General features: G+C 43.4%; 16 protein-coding genes and 3 tRNA genes. 6 read left to right on the forward strand and 13 right to left on the reverse strand.

The window, feature by feature from the left end; translation table 11 throughout:
* Nucleotides 1–361: 361 nt before the first annotated feature.
* Nucleotides 362–1,657, reverse strand: a complete 1,296-nt coding sequence (locus tag ACYTXL_RS34660; protein ID WP_461928531.1) for a hypothetical protein — start codon at nucleotides 1,655–1,657, stop codon at nucleotides 362–364.
* 223 nt (nucleotides 1,658–1,880) lie between these two features.
* Here ACYTXL_RS34660 and ACYTXL_RS34665 point away from each other — a divergent pair, with 223 nt between their 5' ends.
* Nucleotides 1,881–2,360: a hypothetical protein gene (locus tag ACYTXL_RS34665; RefSeq protein WP_334788447.1), complete on the forward strand. Its 480-nt coding sequence runs from the start codon at nucleotides 1,881–1,883 to the stop codon at nucleotides 2,358–2,360.
* Nucleotides 2,361–2,449: 89 nt separating this feature from the next.
* Here the strand turns inward: ACYTXL_RS34665 and ACYTXL_RS34670 are convergent.
* The 8 genes from ACYTXL_RS34670 to murA form a co-directional block, all read right to left on the reverse strand.
* Nucleotides 2,450–2,521, reverse strand: a tRNA-Gln gene (locus tag ACYTXL_RS34670).
* A gap of 839 nt (nucleotides 2,522–3,360) precedes the next feature.
* Nucleotides 3,361–4,158, reverse strand: coding sequence for a WecB/TagA/CpsF family glycosyltransferase (locus ACYTXL_RS34675; protein WP_461928554.1), 798 nt, complete (start codon nucleotides 4,156–4,158; stop codon nucleotides 3,361–3,363).
* 642 nt (nucleotides 4,159–4,800) lie between these two features.
* Nucleotides 4,801–5,052, reverse strand: a complete 252-nt coding sequence (locus ACYTXL_RS34680; protein ID WP_461928555.1) for a hypothetical protein — start codon at nucleotides 5,050–5,052, stop codon at nucleotides 4,801–4,803.
* A 33-nt stretch (nucleotides 5,053–5,085) separates the two neighbouring features.
* Nucleotides 5,086–5,169: transfer RNA gene (locus ACYTXL_RS34685), tRNA-Leu, on the reverse strand.
* Nucleotides 5,170–5,275: 106 nt separating this feature from the next.
* On the reverse strand, nucleotides 5,276–6,400 hold the full coding sequence (locus ACYTXL_RS34690; protein ID WP_461928532.1) for an alpha-hydroxy acid oxidase: 1,125 nt from the start codon (nucleotides 6,398–6,400) through the stop codon (nucleotides 5,276–5,278).
* Nucleotides 6,401–6,407: 7 nt separating this feature from the next.
* Nucleotides 6,408–6,608, reverse strand: a complete 201-nt coding sequence (locus ACYTXL_RS34695) for a hypothetical protein (RefSeq protein ID WP_461928533.1) — start codon at nucleotides 6,606–6,608, stop codon at nucleotides 6,408–6,410.
* A gap of 290 nt (nucleotides 6,609–6,898) precedes the next feature.
* Entirely contained in the window at nucleotides 6,899–7,774 is an 876-nt protein-coding gene (locus tag ACYTXL_RS34700) for a M48 family metallopeptidase (RefSeq protein ID WP_461928534.1), read from the reverse strand.
* A gap of 164 nt (nucleotides 7,775–7,938) precedes the next feature.
* Nucleotides 7,939–9,306 carry a UDP-N-acetylglucosamine 1-carboxyvinyltransferase gene (gene murA, locus ACYTXL_RS34705; protein WP_461928556.1) on the reverse strand — a complete coding sequence of 456 codons (1,368 nt, stop codon included), beginning with the start codon at nucleotides 9,304–9,306 and terminating at the stop codon, nucleotides 7,939–7,941.
* A 408-nt stretch (nucleotides 9,307–9,714) separates the two neighbouring features.
* On the opposite strand from murA, the gene ACYTXL_RS34710 reads away from it, so the two are divergent.
* Nucleotides 9,715–9,795 (forward strand) — tRNA-Leu (locus ACYTXL_RS34710).
* Nucleotides 9,796–9,893: 98 nt separating this feature from the next.
* A complete protein-coding gene (locus ACYTXL_RS34715) occupies nucleotides 9,894–10,670 on the forward strand; it encodes a TrmH family RNA methyltransferase (protein WP_461928535.1) in 777 nt (258 codons plus the stop codon).
* A 78-nt stretch (nucleotides 10,671–10,748) separates the two neighbouring features.
* On the opposite strand, the gene ACYTXL_RS34720 is transcribed toward ACYTXL_RS34715, so the two are convergent.
* Nucleotides 10,749–10,949, reverse strand: a complete 201-nt coding sequence (locus ACYTXL_RS34720; RefSeq protein ID WP_461928536.1) for a hypothetical protein — start codon at nucleotides 10,947–10,949, stop codon at nucleotides 10,749–10,751.
* 28 nt (nucleotides 10,950–10,977) lie between these two features.
* On the opposite strand from ACYTXL_RS34720, the gene ACYTXL_RS34725 reads away from it, so the two are divergent.
* Together ACYTXL_RS34725 and ACYTXL_RS34730 are read left to right on the forward strand one after the other, a co-directional pair.
* Nucleotides 10,978–11,691: a response regulator gene (locus ACYTXL_RS34725; protein ID WP_461928557.1), complete on the forward strand. Its 714-nt coding sequence runs from the start codon at nucleotides 10,978–10,980 to the stop codon at nucleotides 11,689–11,691.
* 435 nt (nucleotides 11,692–12,126) lie between these two features.
* The gene (locus ACYTXL_RS34730) at nucleotides 12,127–12,348 is read left to right on the forward strand and encodes a ferredoxin-thioredoxin reductase variable chain (protein ID WP_334911341.1); all 222 of its coding nucleotides are present in this window, start codon (nucleotides 12,127–12,129) and stop codon (nucleotides 12,346–12,348) included.
* Nucleotides 12,349–12,353: 5 nt separating this feature from the next.
* Here ACYTXL_RS34730 and ACYTXL_RS34735 read toward each other — a convergent pair whose 3' ends face one another.
* Nucleotides 12,354–12,575: a hypothetical protein gene (locus tag ACYTXL_RS34735; protein ID WP_461928537.1), complete on the reverse strand. Its 222-nt coding sequence runs from the start codon at nucleotides 12,573–12,575 to the stop codon at nucleotides 12,354–12,356.
* 256 nt (nucleotides 12,576–12,831) lie between these two features.
* Nucleotides 12,832–13,623, reverse strand: coding sequence for a YdcF family protein (locus ACYTXL_RS34740; protein ID WP_461928538.1), 792 nt, complete (start codon nucleotides 13,621–13,623; stop codon nucleotides 12,832–12,834).
* 375 nt (nucleotides 13,624–13,998) lie between these two features.
* On the opposite strand from ACYTXL_RS34740, the gene ACYTXL_RS34745 reads away from it, so the two are divergent.
* The gene (locus ACYTXL_RS34745) at nucleotides 13,999–15,456 is read left to right on the forward strand and encodes an APC family permease (protein WP_461928539.1); all 1,458 of its coding nucleotides are present in this window, start codon (nucleotides 13,999–14,001) and stop codon (nucleotides 15,454–15,456) included.
* A 143-nt stretch (nucleotides 15,457–15,599) separates the two neighbouring features.
* Here the strand turns inward: ACYTXL_RS34745 and ACYTXL_RS34750 are convergent, their stop codons facing one another.
* Entirely contained in the window at nucleotides 15,600–16,106 is a 507-nt protein-coding gene (locus tag ACYTXL_RS34750) for a hypothetical protein (protein ID WP_461928540.1), read from the reverse strand.
* Between the last annotated feature and the right edge of the window lie 59 nt (nucleotides 16,107–16,165).

Raw genomic sequence — 16,165 nt, forward strand, 5'->3', positions numbered from 1 at the left:
CATATATCTCTGCTTTTCACATAGCCCAAAAAGTTATCTCAGAGGTAAGGGAGTCTTAAATGGGCTATTGTTAGGTGGGAGAGTAGGTGGAATTGGATTAATGCTAAAGAGCCATTTTTACTCTATGTATATTTTATTCTGTGGAATTCCCTACTTTTAATAACCGTTTTTGGAAAGCAACAACCACAGCTTATACCATTTCACACAAACCCTGATACATATAGATTTATCGTAGGGGTACAGCATTGCTGTGCCCGTGAGCTACGCTAACGCACTCCCTGAAAAACTCAAATGGGTGGGCAAGATGCCCGCCCATTTTTGTTAGCTTCTGATTATGGGAAATTTTGGATAAGCAAATTGCTTATGACTCATCTAACCGCCGTTGCCATTCAGCGTCAATTTGTGCAGAACGCTGAACTTCTTGGTCGAGTAAGTCAGTTTCGCTAGAATACACTAAATCTTCGTTGCCAATGACTTTTTCTGTTGCAAATTGTTGAGCATAGTCGATTTTTTGTTGCAAAGGTGCATCAGGACTTGCCAATAGCCTTGCTCTGGAAATGCGATCGCGGTTGCGATCGCCTATTTTACGATTACGCCACTGAATCCAGAAATAACGCAATAAGGGTATGCCTAAGAAACCTGCTCCATAAGCCAATAGCAACCAATAAATTCCTTTGACAAAACCTACAAAAGCCCCCAGTTCACCTAATCGGGCGGCAACTGTGCCATCTTTCAACAAACTTCCCAGTACTAAAGCACCAACAAAATTTAGTACACCCAACCCAGCACTCAGCATAATTTGCCCTGAACTTGCGGCACTAAAACGCCAGGGAAATTCTTCCAAGTGATCTGATATTGAATGACGGCGTTTTTTAACTGCACTCACCTGCAACTCTGGGAAGTAATAAACAATTTGCCCTTCTGGACTTACCCCCGGTTGCCCATTAAATCGCGTCAGAACGGGCAGCATATAATCTTCGTACTCTTTTGTATATCCCTCGCCAATGTCATCCAAATATGGAGCAATTTGTTCCGCTACCACTGCGCCACGGTTAATCCGAATCACCGTAGCAATTTCTTGCCAGCGACGTTCTTCTAAGTTGGCGTTAGGATTACCATCGCCAAACAAAAACGAAAAGACAGCTTCAAAGAAATTCAGATTGCTTTCTTCGCGCCTTTCACGTCGCCGTTCCTGGTTCTGGGTGTCATAATTTGGGCTAAGATACCAGAATAAATTTGGAAAATAGAAGAATCCGCCACCGAAATTACTGCCCCGACTGTTACCGTTACGGTCTGAGTTGGTAGAGGTAATGATAATGTAGATGGTAACAGTTATCAGGATGATGGAAACAGTTAAGAAAATTCCAAAAGAAATGCGAATCAAGTAAAACAGAACACTCCAGACCTTTTTCCACCATTCCTGCAATCGTAACCGGAAGTATTTATTACGCAAAATTGCTCGAAAGTTTTCTGGGAAAAGGTAAACTATATCACCTGAATCCGCTACCTGCAAATGTCCCCCAGCATCAGATGCCAGGGCTAACAAGCTTTGATTAGCTTCAGCGACGTTCAATCCTGCCTGAGTTGCCACATCTCCAACGGTGACACGGTAACCCAGCTGTTCCACAGCTTGCATGATGGTGGGACTGGGAGCCATTGCTCTCCTCTCCTGTTAAAACTTATTCCCGTTTTCTTAAGTATAAAGTTTTATTTTGAGCGACTTGCCAGGGGCAGCAATAAAGCTTGAAATCATTAAAAATAGAAATCACATGAATTTGGCAAACCCACACTAAAGTCAATAAACCCAAAAATAACCTAACACGCAATATGTTATAGTTATTTGCTTCAGCTTGGTTAACCAGGAAATTTTCTGCTCAAATATGGTTCAGTACACTCTCGCTCAAAGTCCAGAAATTATCCTTACTGTTTCTGGAAAAGATTCAGCTAAAGCTCGTGACAAAGCAATGGATCAGCTGATGGAACTGATGGATGCAGGTAAGCTACCCACGGAACTGGAAGAAGGATTTGGCCCTCAACAATTAATTGAGGTTAAAGAGTCAACTATTGATCCTGCTAGCGGTGAAGATACCATTACACAAGCTGTCCAGGTTCTGAGTAACCTGGCCACACTCAAGCTAAAAGTTCAGGAGTCACGAGCGGAAGCGTTGGAAATTCGCAAAGCGGTTGATGTTCTGTTCACTGACGAGTCGGTGACAGAAGAGGAAATTACTCGACTTAAGGAAGGTTTTAAAGTTCTGAAAAATTTTGCCCAAGCTAATGTGCGTTACCAGGAAGCGCGATCTAAAGCAGAACAGGCTCGGCAGACTCTGGATCAAGCTCTCAAATCGCCTGACAAGTAACGTTCACAGAATTAGATGCATTGAGACGCATCTTAAAAATGTAATTAAATACTCTAAAAGACAGGCACTTATGCCTGTCTTTAGATTTACTGGGGCGCTAGGATTCGAACCCAGGAATGGCGAGACCAAAACCCGCTGCCTTACCACTTGGCGACGCCCCAAAGACTTTACTCTAGTTAATATAACACTTAGTCCTGGGTTAATGTCAAGTAGTTTAATAGTTGATTTAAGATAATCGGTTTTGACAGCAAGACATTGATTGGTGAGAATCCTTGCATTTAGCCTGTTTCATCTGAATCAACGTTTGGCTGTATCGTCCAACTCACGTTAATTTATCCGATAGTGATGAAAGAGGGTTAAAGGAGAAAATTGTGCGATCGCAATTCCTTTGGATCTAAAATCTACTTCACTTGATAATCAACGCCTTCGGGGACACACTATTTATTTTTATTGATGACTTGTTGGAAAATTGTCATCAGCTGCTGATAATTAGCGCTAGATTATTTCTTTTCCCGCCAGTCAGTCTCACCTATTTCGTTTTCCTTAACTAGTCACGGAAGTCACCACCTTCTGGTGCATCCGCTACGCGAACAATGTACTCTAATAGTAGGTATTGTGAGCGGGGGATTTTCTGGTAAGATAGCTACTGTCTTGACCATCAATGCCACAAGCGGAAAACCTTTTCTTATAAATATATGTCGCAAGAGAACTCTTCTCCTCTCTTCTCTTCTCTTCTCTTCTCTTCGAGAGGCTGCGCCAACGAGAGGCTGCGCCAACGAGAGGCTGCACCAACGAGAGGCTGCACCAACGAGAGGCTTCTCTTTCAGAGACGCTAACGTGAACGCCAACGACTTCGCTCAGGGTAAAATATTTGGGTCTTGGGAACCAGGACTCCTGACAAGAGGAGGGAATGTAAGACCAAAAAAACTACGGAGTAATTGATGGCTATTCCCGATGAATTGGGAGCGATCAACTTTAGCCTTAGGCAAGTCTGAGTAGTTCACTCCCCAGTCTCGTGAAGGAAGACTGCTGCAATCCGACTTGATGATAGTAGTTGCTTAGTAGCCAGCCATATAAATAGTGGAATGGTCTTAGCATAGCGACCGCAAAGGCGGCGCGGTTCTTGAATCCATCGATACAGCCATTCAAGTCCTAAGTCTCGAACTATGCGGGGTGCTCGCTTGTGAATTCCTGCATAAACTGGGAAAACTCCACCCAGTCCAATCATTACAGCCTGTATCTGACCCTTATGTTGAGCTATCCAATTTTCTTGCTTAGGACATCCCAGAGATACTAAGACCGTGCTAGCACCACTAGAATTAATCTTTTGAACTAAAGCTTCGTCTTCAGTTTCACTCAGGGGACGAAAGGGCAGAGGTTCCATCGCCGCAATCTTCACCTGCGGAAATTCCTTCTCTAACCTTGTTTGCATCTTAGAAAGAATTTCTGTTTGGGAACCTAGAAAGAAAATACTAAGATTTTCTGTTTGAGTTAGCTGACACAATGCTAGTAAAATATCCATCCCTGCCACACGGTCTTGGTAAAGCGCTCCCATCTTTCGCATCATCCATACAAGAGGCATACCATCAGGAGTAACTATATCTGCATTTCGTAATATGTTGGCAAACTCTGGATTCCAATGAGCTTCAATGAGCATGTGTACATTAGCTACGTATACAGTTTTACTCTCATGCCGAATCGACCACTTAAGTATTGTTTGTACTTGCTCGTCAAAGCGTAAAGCAGTAATCGGAAAATCAAGCACTTTTTTAGTAGGTAGAAGCACTCTTGCCACCATCAATAACTCCTGTGTCCAAGAAAAAAACCCATACATTACCTAGACCATTCCGAATATTAAATAATTCAGATCAGATGACTCCTGACTTTTTGTAGGCTTGTGTCATCCTTGGAAGTTAACACATGGAGGTGCAATTGCCTTCTTAGTATACTTTTAGCTTAATCGGTAATACTAAAATTAGAATTATTTGCTGCTGTATCCTAGCTTACTGTTTTAAGCTAGGCATTTTAGACGTTGCTTGGCAAAATTCATACTTCCTTCATAATTAATTGTTGATTTCTTCCTGCAAACATTACAATTGGCATAAGTTCCGATGGATATCTATTTTACGTGGGTAATATTTACTACAAATATAAATTAAATTGCGAAGTAAAATACCAGACACTCAGCCTGATGATTTTTATTGAAAGCTGTGGTAAACTCAATTCCCTTAAGTGGGTGGAGAGGGATAGCCGCCCCAACCCTTGGGGCATAGGGCATGGGCCAAACAGGTAGCTTCTTCCCCATGCCCAAAAACTCAATTCCCTTGAGTGGGTGGAGTTTTTTATACGTAAGTATGCGCTTAGGAGTTTCAATTGAATTAGTATATGTTAAAGAATGGCTAATAATTTTTTCTGATGAATTTGCAAATTTATTACATATTTAATTTAGTCTATGTATTGAAAAATCCCTACAATTTATTTTTTTCTGAAATAAAAGCCCAAAAAAGAAGGGGAAGATAAACTTATCTTCCCCTGCTCTATTATTTTTGTGATTGTCTAGTTTGTTACTTTCCTTGAGTCTTTGCCGTAACATTTGCCTTTGCTTTTTGAGTTGACGCTTCCTTGCAGAACCGCCTCTACCTTTCTCATTCCTGCCTTCTTTGCGGGGAGATTCCCATCTTTTTAGGCGCATAATTTTTTCACCCATCTAGTACTTGTTTGGTAGTGGGCAGGAGGAGAATCGAACTCCTATGACCGCAAGGCCGCCACATTTTGAGTGTGGTGCGTCTACCAATTCCGCCACCCGCCCTTATATCCAATCTTAACTATTATACTCTATTTGAGGGATTTTGTAACAAGTCTGCAAATTAATTCTCAAAGTTTTGTTGGAATAATATTTCTGACCATTCTAAGGCTTAAAGGCGTGGCAGCCTCAATAAACTAGGGTCAATATCCTCTAGTTTTGCACAGCCGCTAAGTGCCATTGCCAGATTTAACTCATCTTGTAGTAGTGAGATGACATGAGATACACCGACTTGTCCTGCTACTGCTAGTCCCCACAAAATGGGTCGTCCGATCAATACCGCTTTTGCTCCTAATGCCAAAGCTTTGAGAATGTCTGTACCCCTACGAATGCCGCCATCCAACACTACTTCTACTTTACCATCCACTGCTGCTAGTATTTCAGTTAGGGCATCTAAAGAAGCGATCGCACCATCGAGTTGTCTGCCACCATGATTGGAAACAACTATTGCTTTGGCTCCATATTCTACAGCCCGAACAGCGTCATCTCCCCGTAAAATTCCTTTGATGACTAAAGGTAGTGGAGATAAAGACTGTAACCATTCTAAATCGTGCCAAGTTACTGCTGGGTTTAGCTGTTGGGCAAAATAAGTAAATAACCCAGATTCGGCTTTTTCATGGGGAATATCTAGCCCTGAGATGGTGGCGAGATTAGCCAGATGTAAGTCTGGAGGTAAGGCAAACTCGTTACGTCTATCTCTCTCCCTCTGTCCGAGAACAGGTGCATCTACAGTTAGACAAAGTGCTTTGTAGCCTGCTTTATAGGCTTTTTCTACCAAGGCGCGAGTTAATCCCCGATCTTTATGGATGTAAAGCTGGAACCATCGCAGAGAATCTGGAAATTTATCAGATGCAGTCGCTACTTCTTCAATGCTCTTTGTTGCCATTGTACTTAAAACCATGCCCACACCAGCTGATGCTGCAGCTAGAGCCGTAGCAACTTCTCCGTCTGGATGGGCTAGACATTGAAAAGCCATCGGCGCAATTAATAAAGGTAGTTGCAGGGGTTGTCCTAAAATGGAGGTAGTTAGATTGCGCTCGCTAACATCGACTAATATCCGAGGTCGCAGTTTGACTCGCTCAAAGGCAGCATGATTATCTTGCAATGTGATTTCATCCCAAGCACCACTACTATAGTAATCAAGTGTCATTTGAGACAGATGGTCTTTTGCTAACTTTTCGTACTCAAAGAGATTTATGGGTTGAAAGCGATCGTTGTTGGATAAGTAGGTAGACATAAGTGAACTACCCACACTGACCTGACGGTAGAGTGTGGGCTTCCAGTTTCACGGAGGATTGCCGCATCTTGGATTTGCGTCCGCGAATTGGTCTTACATCCTCTCCACTGGCGTTAGCCTCCCCCGTCCCAGAGGAGGACAGCATTCTGATACCTTCTGCTCTAATATTCATCGCTGCATTACCATTATATAGATATTGTAGTAACATTATTCCACAAATATTTTGGCAATTCCTCAAACATCTCGCTCCCGAATCAACCTGCGGTTGATATTGGTCGAGGATGGTTTCGTCATTGCCGCGCCATCCCGCCACTGAACCTGTACTCAGGTCAGTGGCGGACTTACAGCGATTTAGTTAAGCGATCGCCTACAGCTTACCTTAAAAACTCCAGGAAGCACGATCGCGCGATCGCATTTCCTCAAGTTCGCTTACTACTTACGGTAAACTCTACGCGTGCTATTCACTAAAAATTATAAAAGTGGTTGTGATTAATAGTTCTACCAATTGCGCCATCCGCCTTTGGGTGTAACTTCATTAGTAGACTTCAGTCCGTGACTGTGTAACAGAGTTTGATATTCTGTGCTACTTGCCCATCGGTCAATTTCTCGCGCCCGCAACACTGGCACTGGATGGGTTAATTCGGCTGTGCGGACAGCTTTGACCATTTCGCCTAGTTCAGTCTTGCTAATATCATCGTAAGCGCGGGCTTGGGCAACAAAGGCGTCAAGATTCAGCTGTGGCGCTAAGGTGGGGGAACCACCCGCCAGCTTCATCAACACTGACATGACAACTTTCGGGTCTTGGGTTGCTAGTAATGCGGCGCGATCACAGGTAAACTCAGCACAGCGTACCCATTCTAAAAGCTGTGCCTGTATCGCTTGAGCAACGAAGGTTCCGACATTGGGCACAATCGCCGCAGCTAATATTAATAAATTTACAGGAGTCAAGTAAACGCTATGGTCACACTTAAGATGCCCCAACTCGTGGGCAATTACTGCCTGTATTTCCTCTGGTGTGAGAATATCAATTAGGGAAGTGTGTAGCACAACAAAGGGCTGCTTACCCCGCACAGCAAAAGTATAAGCATTGGGAGCCGGATGTTGCCGGACGTACAACTGGGGAGGCTCTATATCTAGGATTTTACAGGCATCTAACAACAGCTTGTATAAATCGGGCAGTTGCTTTTCACCCACCAGAACGCTGGAGGCAATATTTTCTACATAGAAAAGCTGCTCTGCCATTGGCCCGAGCCAATTTCGCACCAACATATCTATGCCTGGTATCTGCTTGAGCGCTGTGGTAGCTTCCAGGTCTAATGGATGACGAAATGAGTCAGCTTTTAAACCAATCAGCGGGGTTTTGATGAAAGACATGGTGCAGCAAGCTATAAAAAACACAACTATGGAATCTGGCTGGTTTTAACAGCCTCCCATAGTTAGTATAACGATTTAAGTATGGGGCAGAGCATCAGGGGAGCAGGGGGAGAAAATTTTACCTTGTCTCCCTTGTCTCCCTTGTCAGTCTCAACCGAGCAATTTCAACTTGACAAACTAGTGATGCTGGGAGCGATTTCTGCATCTGGTGATGTTTCGCCCACACGCAGGATTTTAGCTCCCAATTGCTGCAACTTCACATCGAGTCGATCATAGCCGCGATCAAGGTGCTGTAATCCCTGAATTGTGGTTTGTCCTTCTGCCGCCAGTCCTGCTATGACTAGCGCTGCCGATGCTCGTAAGTCTGTGCCTAATACTGGTGCGCCAGAAAGCTTCGGTACTCCGCGAACGAAAGCAGCGTTGCCTTTGACACGAATATCTGCCCCCAAGCGATTCAACTCTGAGGCATGACGCAAGCGATTTTCAAAGACGGATTCGTTAATCACGCTGTCGCCTTCCGCTAATGTCAGCAAAGCCATGAACGGCGCTTGCATATCTGTGGGAAAACCTGGATGGTATTGAGTTTCAATATCCGTTGCCTTGAGGGTTTGCGCTGGCAGAATGCGTAAGTGTTCAGGCTTGTCCTCAATTATTGTCACCCCAATATCCCGCAATTTGGCAATCACTGGTACAAGATGTTCTGGAGCCACCGGTGAGAGGGTAAGTTCTGAGCGGGTAATTGCTGCTGCTAACAAAAACGTCCCGGCCTCAATGCGATCGGGAATTATAGTGTAGTCAACAGAATGCAACTTGGGGACTCCTTCGATAATAATCCTGCTAGTCCCCGCTCCCTTAATCTTGGCTCCCATCGCGTTACAGAAGTTAGCTAAATCAACTACTTCTGGCTCTCTGGCAGCATTTTCGATGATCGTTTCGCCCTCTGCCAGGGTAGCCGCCATCATCAAGTTTTCCGTGGCTCCGACGCTGGCAATGTCTAAGTAAATCTTCGCACCTTTTAATCTCCGGCTGCTGCCAGGGACGTAGGCATTACAAATGCCATGCTCAATCTGTACCTCAGCCCCCATTGCTTGCAGTCCCCGCACATGCAAGTCAACTGGTCTTGCTCCAATAGCACAACCCCCTGGTAAGGGCATCTGTGCTACTCCCAATCTGGCGAGAATGGCTCCAATGGCGAAAAAACTCGCCCTCAACTGGGTAACTAGTTCGTAGGGAGCTTTTGATGTTTTAATTTCACTGGCGTTGATGTCTAAAATATCACCTTGGCGTGTTAAGCGTACACCCAAAGCCAATAACACCTGAGCCATCCGCTCTACGTCCGCCAATAAGGGGACATTGCGGATGCGACAATCACCCGGACACAGCAAGGCTCCAGCCATGATTACCAGTGCTGCATTTTTTGCCCCGCTAATTTTCACATGACCTCGCAAAGGATGCCCACCCCAAATTTGCAAGACTGAGGAGTCTGCTTTTGGAGCAAATTTGGCATCTGGTAAGCTGGTAGAAGGATTAATAAGCCTACCTCCAAAAGTAATACGTATTTTATATGTTTGAAGTTGGTTTTGATTCTACAGTAAAGATTCAATTTGTCCACGTTTTCGGGCGAGATGTTGCATAAAAAAATTGTTTTTTTGATGAATAATTCGGGCTGAAAAGAAGCAATAGTAAGCTTTATGAGCTTTTGAAAATTTTAACAAAGAATCACCAAGAAGTAGTGGTTTTAAGCAAAATTAAATACTCAGTAAAATAACTTAAGTGTCCTCTAAAAATCAATGCTGTAATGGTGAGTTAATATTTTGACTCGACCTATGCCCGGAAAAACTCGCTTCTAGTTTGAGACTTTTAACGAGGCGTGATATTTTAACTTGACAAAAATAAAAAATTATACAATAATAGGAAATTGTGAATAAAGATAATCGCTAGCGGAACTGGCGGAATGGCAGACGCGCTAGATTCAGGTTCTAGTGCCGCAAGGCTTCCGGGTTCAAGTCCCGGGTTCCGCATATCAATTTTGGATTTTAGATTGCCGATAGCGCAGCGTTAGCGAGTCTGCGAGCATCTTTTGAATTAATCTAAAATCTAAAATCCAAAATCTAAAATCGTGTTGACCAGTTTACAAAATTCCCTAGTTAAGCAAATTCGCAAACTCCATTCCACCAAAGACCGGCACAAGCAGCAGTTATTTTTGCTAGAAGGGACGCACCTGTTAGAAGAAGCTTGTGCGGTGAATTACCCACTAGAAACAGTGTGTTGTACCCCAGATTGGCAAGCAGCCAACCTTTCGCTGTGGGAGGAAGCTTGTAGCCAATGCGATCGCGCCGAAATTGTCAGTAGAGAAGTCTTGGATGTGATCGCTACTACAGTCCAACCAGATGGTGTGGTGGCAACGGCAAAACGAAGTGTTGACCAAACTCAAATACCATTTACTGGTTTAGTGCTTGCTTTAGAAACGGTGCAAGATCCGGGGAACCTGGGTACGATGATCCGCACTGCTGCTGCTGCTGGAGCATCGGGTTTGTGGGTAAGTAGAGATAGTGTAGATTTAGACAGTCCCAAAGTTCTCCGTGCTTCAGCAGGACAATGGTTTCGTCTAGCAACAGCCGTAAGCAAAGATTTAAAAGCTACAGTCCAACAAAGTCAGCAGGCAGGAATGCAGGTAGTAGCAACCTTACCCACTGCGACTTTAACTTATTGGGAAATGGACTGGCGAAAACCCACTCTGATTTTACTCGGAAATGAAGGTGCTGGATTGTCGGCAGATTTAGCAGCGATCGCAGATCAGCACGTTAGAATTCCTTTGAGTCCTGGGGTAGAATCTTTGAATGTAGCGATCGCAGCTGCTTTAATGTTGTACGAAGCTCAACGGCAAATGAGTTAGGAGTTTGGAGAGACGCGATTAATCGCCTCTAGTTTGGAGAGACGCGATTAATCGCGTCTGTACAGGAGTTATACCAATTTAATATGAAGCTGCATAGAAAAGAGCTTCCAGGATAAAGTTATAAGAAGAGAGAGAAATTACCTGCTCAAATGTAAGTTGGTCGAATATTTCTTGGATGCGCTCGCGTAAAGCTTGTAAAGAAGAGAAAAGTTGATTTTTGAGAGGTTTCTTGAGAGCTTGCCATAAGTTCACTCCAGCCGATGGGCGAGTGGGAATCATCCTCTAAGCTGTAGATAGTCACGCCCAAATTCAAGTCAGCGACACAGGAATTGGCATCCGGGCAGACTTGCTGCCGTATGTTTTTGATCGCTTCCGCCAAGGAGATTCCAGCAGCAGTAAAACTGGTCAGGGACTTGGATTGGGCTTGTCAATTGTCCGTCATCTTGTCGAACTTCACGGTGGAACAGTTCAAGCACAGAGTCCAGGCGAGGGAAAAGGAACCAGGATCACCATCAGAGTGCCTCTGCACTCAATGCCACCGAAGATTACACCGCCAACTTATTTAGAGCCGAGCGTTTTGTCGGAGACTCTGGACACATTAGATGGTAAGACTGAATCCCTTATCCTTGAAGGATTATGCATCATAGCTGTAGATGATCAAGCGGACAGCCGCGAGTTAATCAAGCGGATGTTAGAAGATTTTGGGGCTGAAGTACTGGTTGTTACATCGGCAAGGGAAGTGATCGCGGCTCTAACTGAATCTCCTGGCAAATATGATGTGCTTCTAGCAGATATCGGGATGCCAGAGGAAGATGGTTTCTCCCTGATTCATCAAGTTAGAGAGCTTGAGGCTAAAGCTGGGGGACAAATTCCAGCAGCAGCAATCACTGCCTATGCCACCGAGCAAGAGCGGCAAAAGGCGATTGATGCTGGTTTCCAAAGACATCTAGCTAAACCGATTGATCTTACTGAATTGGTATTGATGATTGCAAATTTGAGTGGACGAGCCACAGATGAATGAGTGCTATTTTTGAGCTGGGGGAGATGGGGCGGTGAAGAGGAGATTATATAGAGCAAAAATATATACTTGTAACAGCGCCTGTGCCATGCACGAAAATTGGTGAGAGAGTTGACCTGGGGAACATCAGAGAGTGAAGATAAAAGGGTTAGATATCTTGTCACAATATTAAGCATATCTGATATCGGCTTATTTCTTTGCATTTCCCTGCTTTTGGGGTAAACACAGAGGGTAAGGGCGATAGGTATTAACGCGGCAAAAAACTTAAAAAAGTACGCACGGATTGCTAAGACGTGCCTGGACGCAGAGGGTTAAATGCGCCGTTGCACCCCGATGAAGCGTCAAGAAATAGCTGATTAAATCAAATTCTAAGCGATTTAATCATATATTTTGTAGCAGATACTTGTGGAAAAGCAAATGCTAGGTGTAAATGTTCTTATGAAAGTTGGCGATCGCGTCCGCGTTAAAGATTCGGTAGTAGTGTATCATCATCCTGAACATCGCAATCAGCCTTTTGACATCAAAGGCACAGAAGGCGATGTTATAGGTATTGCCACCCAATGGCGAGACAGACCGGTAAGCGCTAATTTGCCGATTGTAGTCCAGTTTAGTAAAAAGTTTAAAAGCCATTTACGTGAAAATGAGTTAGAAGTCATCTAAATCACTCATCTGCGGCGAAAACACTGAAAAATATTCAGTTCGCCGCGCATTCTTTTAAGCTCTTGGCGGTGCTGTTCTGCTGTTGTATAATACCATTCACAATAACGCTGAAACTCTGACCGTGAGCGAACTTCGTGGTAAAATTGGTGGGTTGTTTGGTAAGAGGCAAAAGCTTCCTCAACTTGAGGTTGAGGGGATGGCATAATGTAAGGTAAATTTTTAGACATAATGTTAATTGAGTGGGGAGAGACGCGATTAATCGCGTCTGTACGGAATATGGAGTTTTGAATTCAGGCAATTACCCTAGTTTATAATTAATAACTCATAACTCCTAAGTAAGTGGGTCAAATTAAATATAAAACCTTACTCTGCCTCCGGCTTCCCTCTCCGAACTCACGGAGAGGGATTGAGGGTGAGGTTTTATCTTATATTTAATTGTGCCTTCCTACTTAACTCCTAACTTTCTAACAACTCATAACTTTATTAAAGCCAACCCCGTAAGCGGTAGACAAAAGAACCAATGTACTCTTTTAAAGCGCTGGTAAATTGGTGTAAGTTGTCGGTATCAGGTAATAAATTTAGTATAGCGGCTTTGGGAGTGCTGCCGAGTTCTTGCAACTCACCTTCACTCACAAGAAAGTCAGTCGGTGCAGGAATTACATTAATTCCTTGACGCTGGAAAATCTGAAGCGATCGCGGCATGTGGATTGCGGAAGTAACTAATAATACCTGATGAATGCCACGAGATGACAAAATTTTTCGGACATTTACAGCATTTTGATAAGTATTCAGAGATTCAGGTTCTTGGACAATCGCCTCAGATGGAATACCAATAGATGTAAGTATTGTTGCCATATCTGCCGACTCTGGTGAACCACCTCCACGCCAATCAATGCGACCTCCGCTCAAAATGATTATAGGCGCTTTTTTTTGACGATATAGTTGTGCGGCATAAATCACGCGATCGCCTGCTTCACTCAAATCTACAGTCGGTCTTGGGGGAAAAGCTGATTTAGTTGCGCCACCCAAAACCACAATTGCTTCTGCTACTGGTATTTGGGCAGGTGGGAGATTTTGCCATTCTAGCGATCGCACTAATGATTTAGCAATCCAACCATTACTACAAAATAGCAATAAAGTTAGGGCAAAAGCAATTGCGATCGCCGCAGTACGCGGTCGTTTCCACAATGTTACTAATGCTACAACCAAGCTGACACAGGCTAATCCTAGTGGATAAAAAAATAGTGGCAGTAATTTAGATAGATATAAAAACATCGTGGGGAGTCAATACTTCTCGGTTAAAAAATATCACTTTACTCTGCTTTTGTCCTTAACCCAGAAGTATTCTCTTAGTTTTAAGCTTACTTAAATAAGGTGATCTATAGCGTTTCCTAATCACATGAGATACATCATAGTCCCTTCCTCGCTTGCGGGGTGGGCTTCTTGTACCTCACTCAAGCGAGAACCGCTATAAGCTAATGAGTAGTTAATAAAATTTATTTATCTATTTGATAATAAAGAATATTTGCTCTTATTAGTGAGATTTCATAAAGTGAAATCAGCATTTTGTAGTCAGTACCTATTCAACTTAGTTTTAGGTTTTAGTCCCGTGCCTGCCGTATTCAAATATATAGTGAGTAGAGATAGTACATGACTCAAGAAATCGAGCTAAAAATCAATCAGAGCGCTCATGGCTTAAAAAAAGAATGTCTTTCCTATGGGGAAGTGTTTGCACAATCAGTAGCAGTGATTGCCCCCACGACAACACCCGCCGCTAATTTAGGTTTAATATTCGCCAGTTCAGGTAACGGAACTTGGCTGAGTTTCTTGTTAGGGATGATTGGGCTGTTATTTGTCGCTATCAACATTAACCAATTTGCGCGGCGTTCAGCTTCTCCAGGTTCGCTGTATTCGTATATTGTCAAAGGTTTAGGTTCTACAGCAGGTATTTTGTCTGCCTGGGGTCTGATTCTGGGTTATTTATTTACTGGGATATCAACCTTATCTGGCTTTGCAATTTTTGGTGAATCTTTGCTGGGTCATATTGGCATACACACGCATACTTTAACACTGTTTGCACTGGGGACAGGTCTGGCTTGGTATGTGGGTTATAAAGATATTCAGTTATCAGCAAAAATGATGCTGGTACTTGAAGGCATCTCTGTAGTTTCAATTTTATTGTTGGGGATGATTGTTTGGGCGCACAAGGGCTTTGCAATTGATCTGTCCCAACTGAGCCTTAAAGGAGCTACCCCTGGTGGCATCTCGCTAGGAATTGTCCTAGTTGTGTTTGGTTTTTCGGGTTTTGAAAGTGCTACGTCTTTAGGAGATGAAGCTAAAAAACCACTGAAAAATATTCCCAAATCTTTGCTCCAAAGCACAATATGGTCTGGTGTATTTTTCATGTTCATGGCGTATGTGGAAGTACTGGGCTTTAGTGGTAGCTCTGTAGACTTGGGTAAAACCGAGGAGCCACTTACATTTTTGGCAAATCAAGCAGGTGTGGGCTTATTGGGAACGTTAGTTAGTATTGGTGCATTATTGAGCTTCTTCAGTTGTACTCTTGCTTGTATCAATCCCGCAGCCAGGATAGTGTTCATGATGGCACGAGATGGTTTGTTTCACAATTCTCTAGGTAAAGCCCATAATTCTAACTTGACACCCCACACGGCAATTGCCCTGTGTTCCTTGATTACATTTATAGTCCCGAGTGCGTTGAACCTGTTTGGCATCAAGCCTTTTGAAATTTTGGGTTACACAGGAACACTTTGCACATATGGTTTCTTAGTTGTATATATTTTGGTTTCAATTGCTGCTCCAATTTACTTGTATCGGATTAAAAAACTCCGCCCAATGGATATCTTGTTTTCAGTCTTAGGCGTAGTTTTTATGATGATTCCTGTTCTCGGTACTGTCGGAATTCCCGGTAGTACTCTATTTCCAGTGCCACCAGCACCTTACAATATCTTTCCTTACTTGGTCTTACTGTACTTTGTTGCTGGGTTTGGGTGGTTTGTCATTCAAAGAATGCGTTATCCCAAAATGGTGAACAAAATGGAACACTCGATTAATGAGATTCACGCTCGATTCAAAGACGAAACCCTTTAAAATTATCTGTTGAAAGCAAAGCAAAAAATCAATACTAGATACAATCCTCGTCACCCACTCATAATCCCCACCCTACTAGGAGTTTAGGGTGAGGACTTCCGCAAGCGACACGGTTAAAATAATTCTTTACCACTCCCCACTTACTACTTTTCCCAAAACCTGAAGTTGAAACTATTACCAGCACCGCGACGGTAACGGCGGGCGGCTCTTCTTGTTTGCCGTTTGTTGATCCTCTCGTTCGTTAGTTCAACTTCGCCCTCTTCTGACTCTTCAACTAGCAACTGAGTTCTAGTTGGTTCCTTACTTCCCCACCAAGCAGTAATCCAGCCTCCAGCTAAAGCGCCTATTCCACCTAGCAAGATACTCATGGGGGCTGGATACCCCAAATATACAAAGCCAAGCATGAAAAATAACCAGTATTTCAGTGCTGTATCGACACCATCAGAGGAGGCTACAGTTGGAGCCTCGGTGCTATTATTGGTTACACTTGTGATCCAGCTTAAGATGAAACCCCCGGTGATACCTAAGAAGATGCTCAGGGCTGGTGCGGAGCCGGTCATTATTAATATAAATATTAAAAATGCCCCAAATAACAGCTGAGAAAAGAAACTGGGAGAAATACTGAAAAAGTCGTTCTTTTTGTCTGCCATAGAGTAAAAAAAGCCATTAACTAATTACTAACTCGTAACTCATAATTTTCGATTCAATT

This window comes from Nostoc sp. (genome assembly GCF_054880495.1).

Coding starts and splice junctions, on each gene's coding strand:
- ACYTXL_RS34660 (WP_461928531.1), bottom strand. CDS start 1,657: ATGGCTCCCAGTCCCACCATCATGCAAGCTGTGGAACAGCTGGGTTAC.
- ACYTXL_RS34665 (WP_334788447.1), top strand. CDS start 1,881: ATGGTTCAGTACACTCTCGCTCAAAGTCCAGAAATTATCCTTACTGTT.
- ACYTXL_RS34675 (WP_461928554.1), bottom strand. CDS start 4,158: ATGGTGGCAAGAGTGCTTCTACCTACTAAAAAAGTGCTTGATTTTCCG.
- ACYTXL_RS34680 (WP_461928555.1), bottom strand. CDS start 5,052: ATGCGCCTAAAAAGATGGGAATCTCCCCGCAAAGAAGGCAGGAATGAG.
- ACYTXL_RS34690 (WP_461928532.1), bottom strand. CDS start 6,400: ATGTCTACCTACTTATCCAACAACGATCGCTTTCAACCCATAAATCTC.
- ACYTXL_RS34695 (WP_461928533.1), bottom strand. CDS start 6,608: ATGTTACTACAATATCTATATAATGGTAATGCAGCGATGAATATTAGA.
- ACYTXL_RS34700 (WP_461928534.1), bottom strand. CDS start 7,774: ATGTCTTTCATCAAAACCCCGCTGATTGGTTTAAAAGCTGACTCATTT.
- ACYTXL_RS34720 (WP_461928536.1), bottom strand. CDS start 10,949: ATGATTCCCACTCGCCCATCGGCTGGAGTGAACTTATGGCAAGCTCTC.
- ACYTXL_RS34730 (WP_334911341.1), top strand. CDS start 12,127: ATGAAAGTTGGCGATCGCGTCCGCGTTAAAGATTCGGTAGTAGTGTAT.
- ACYTXL_RS34735 (WP_461928537.1), bottom strand. CDS start 12,575: ATGTCTAAAAATTTACCTTACATTATGCCATCCCCTCAACCTCAAGTT.
- ACYTXL_RS34740 (WP_461928538.1), bottom strand. CDS start 13,623: ATGTTTTTATATCTATCTAAATTACTGCCACTATTTTTTTATCCACTA.
- ACYTXL_RS34745 (WP_461928539.1), top strand. CDS start 13,999: ATGACTCAAGAAATCGAGCTAAAAATCAATCAGAGCGCTCATGGCTTA.
- ACYTXL_RS34750 (WP_461928540.1), bottom strand. CDS start 16,106: ATGGCAGACAAAAAGAACGACTTTTTCAGTATTTCTCCCAGTTTCTTT.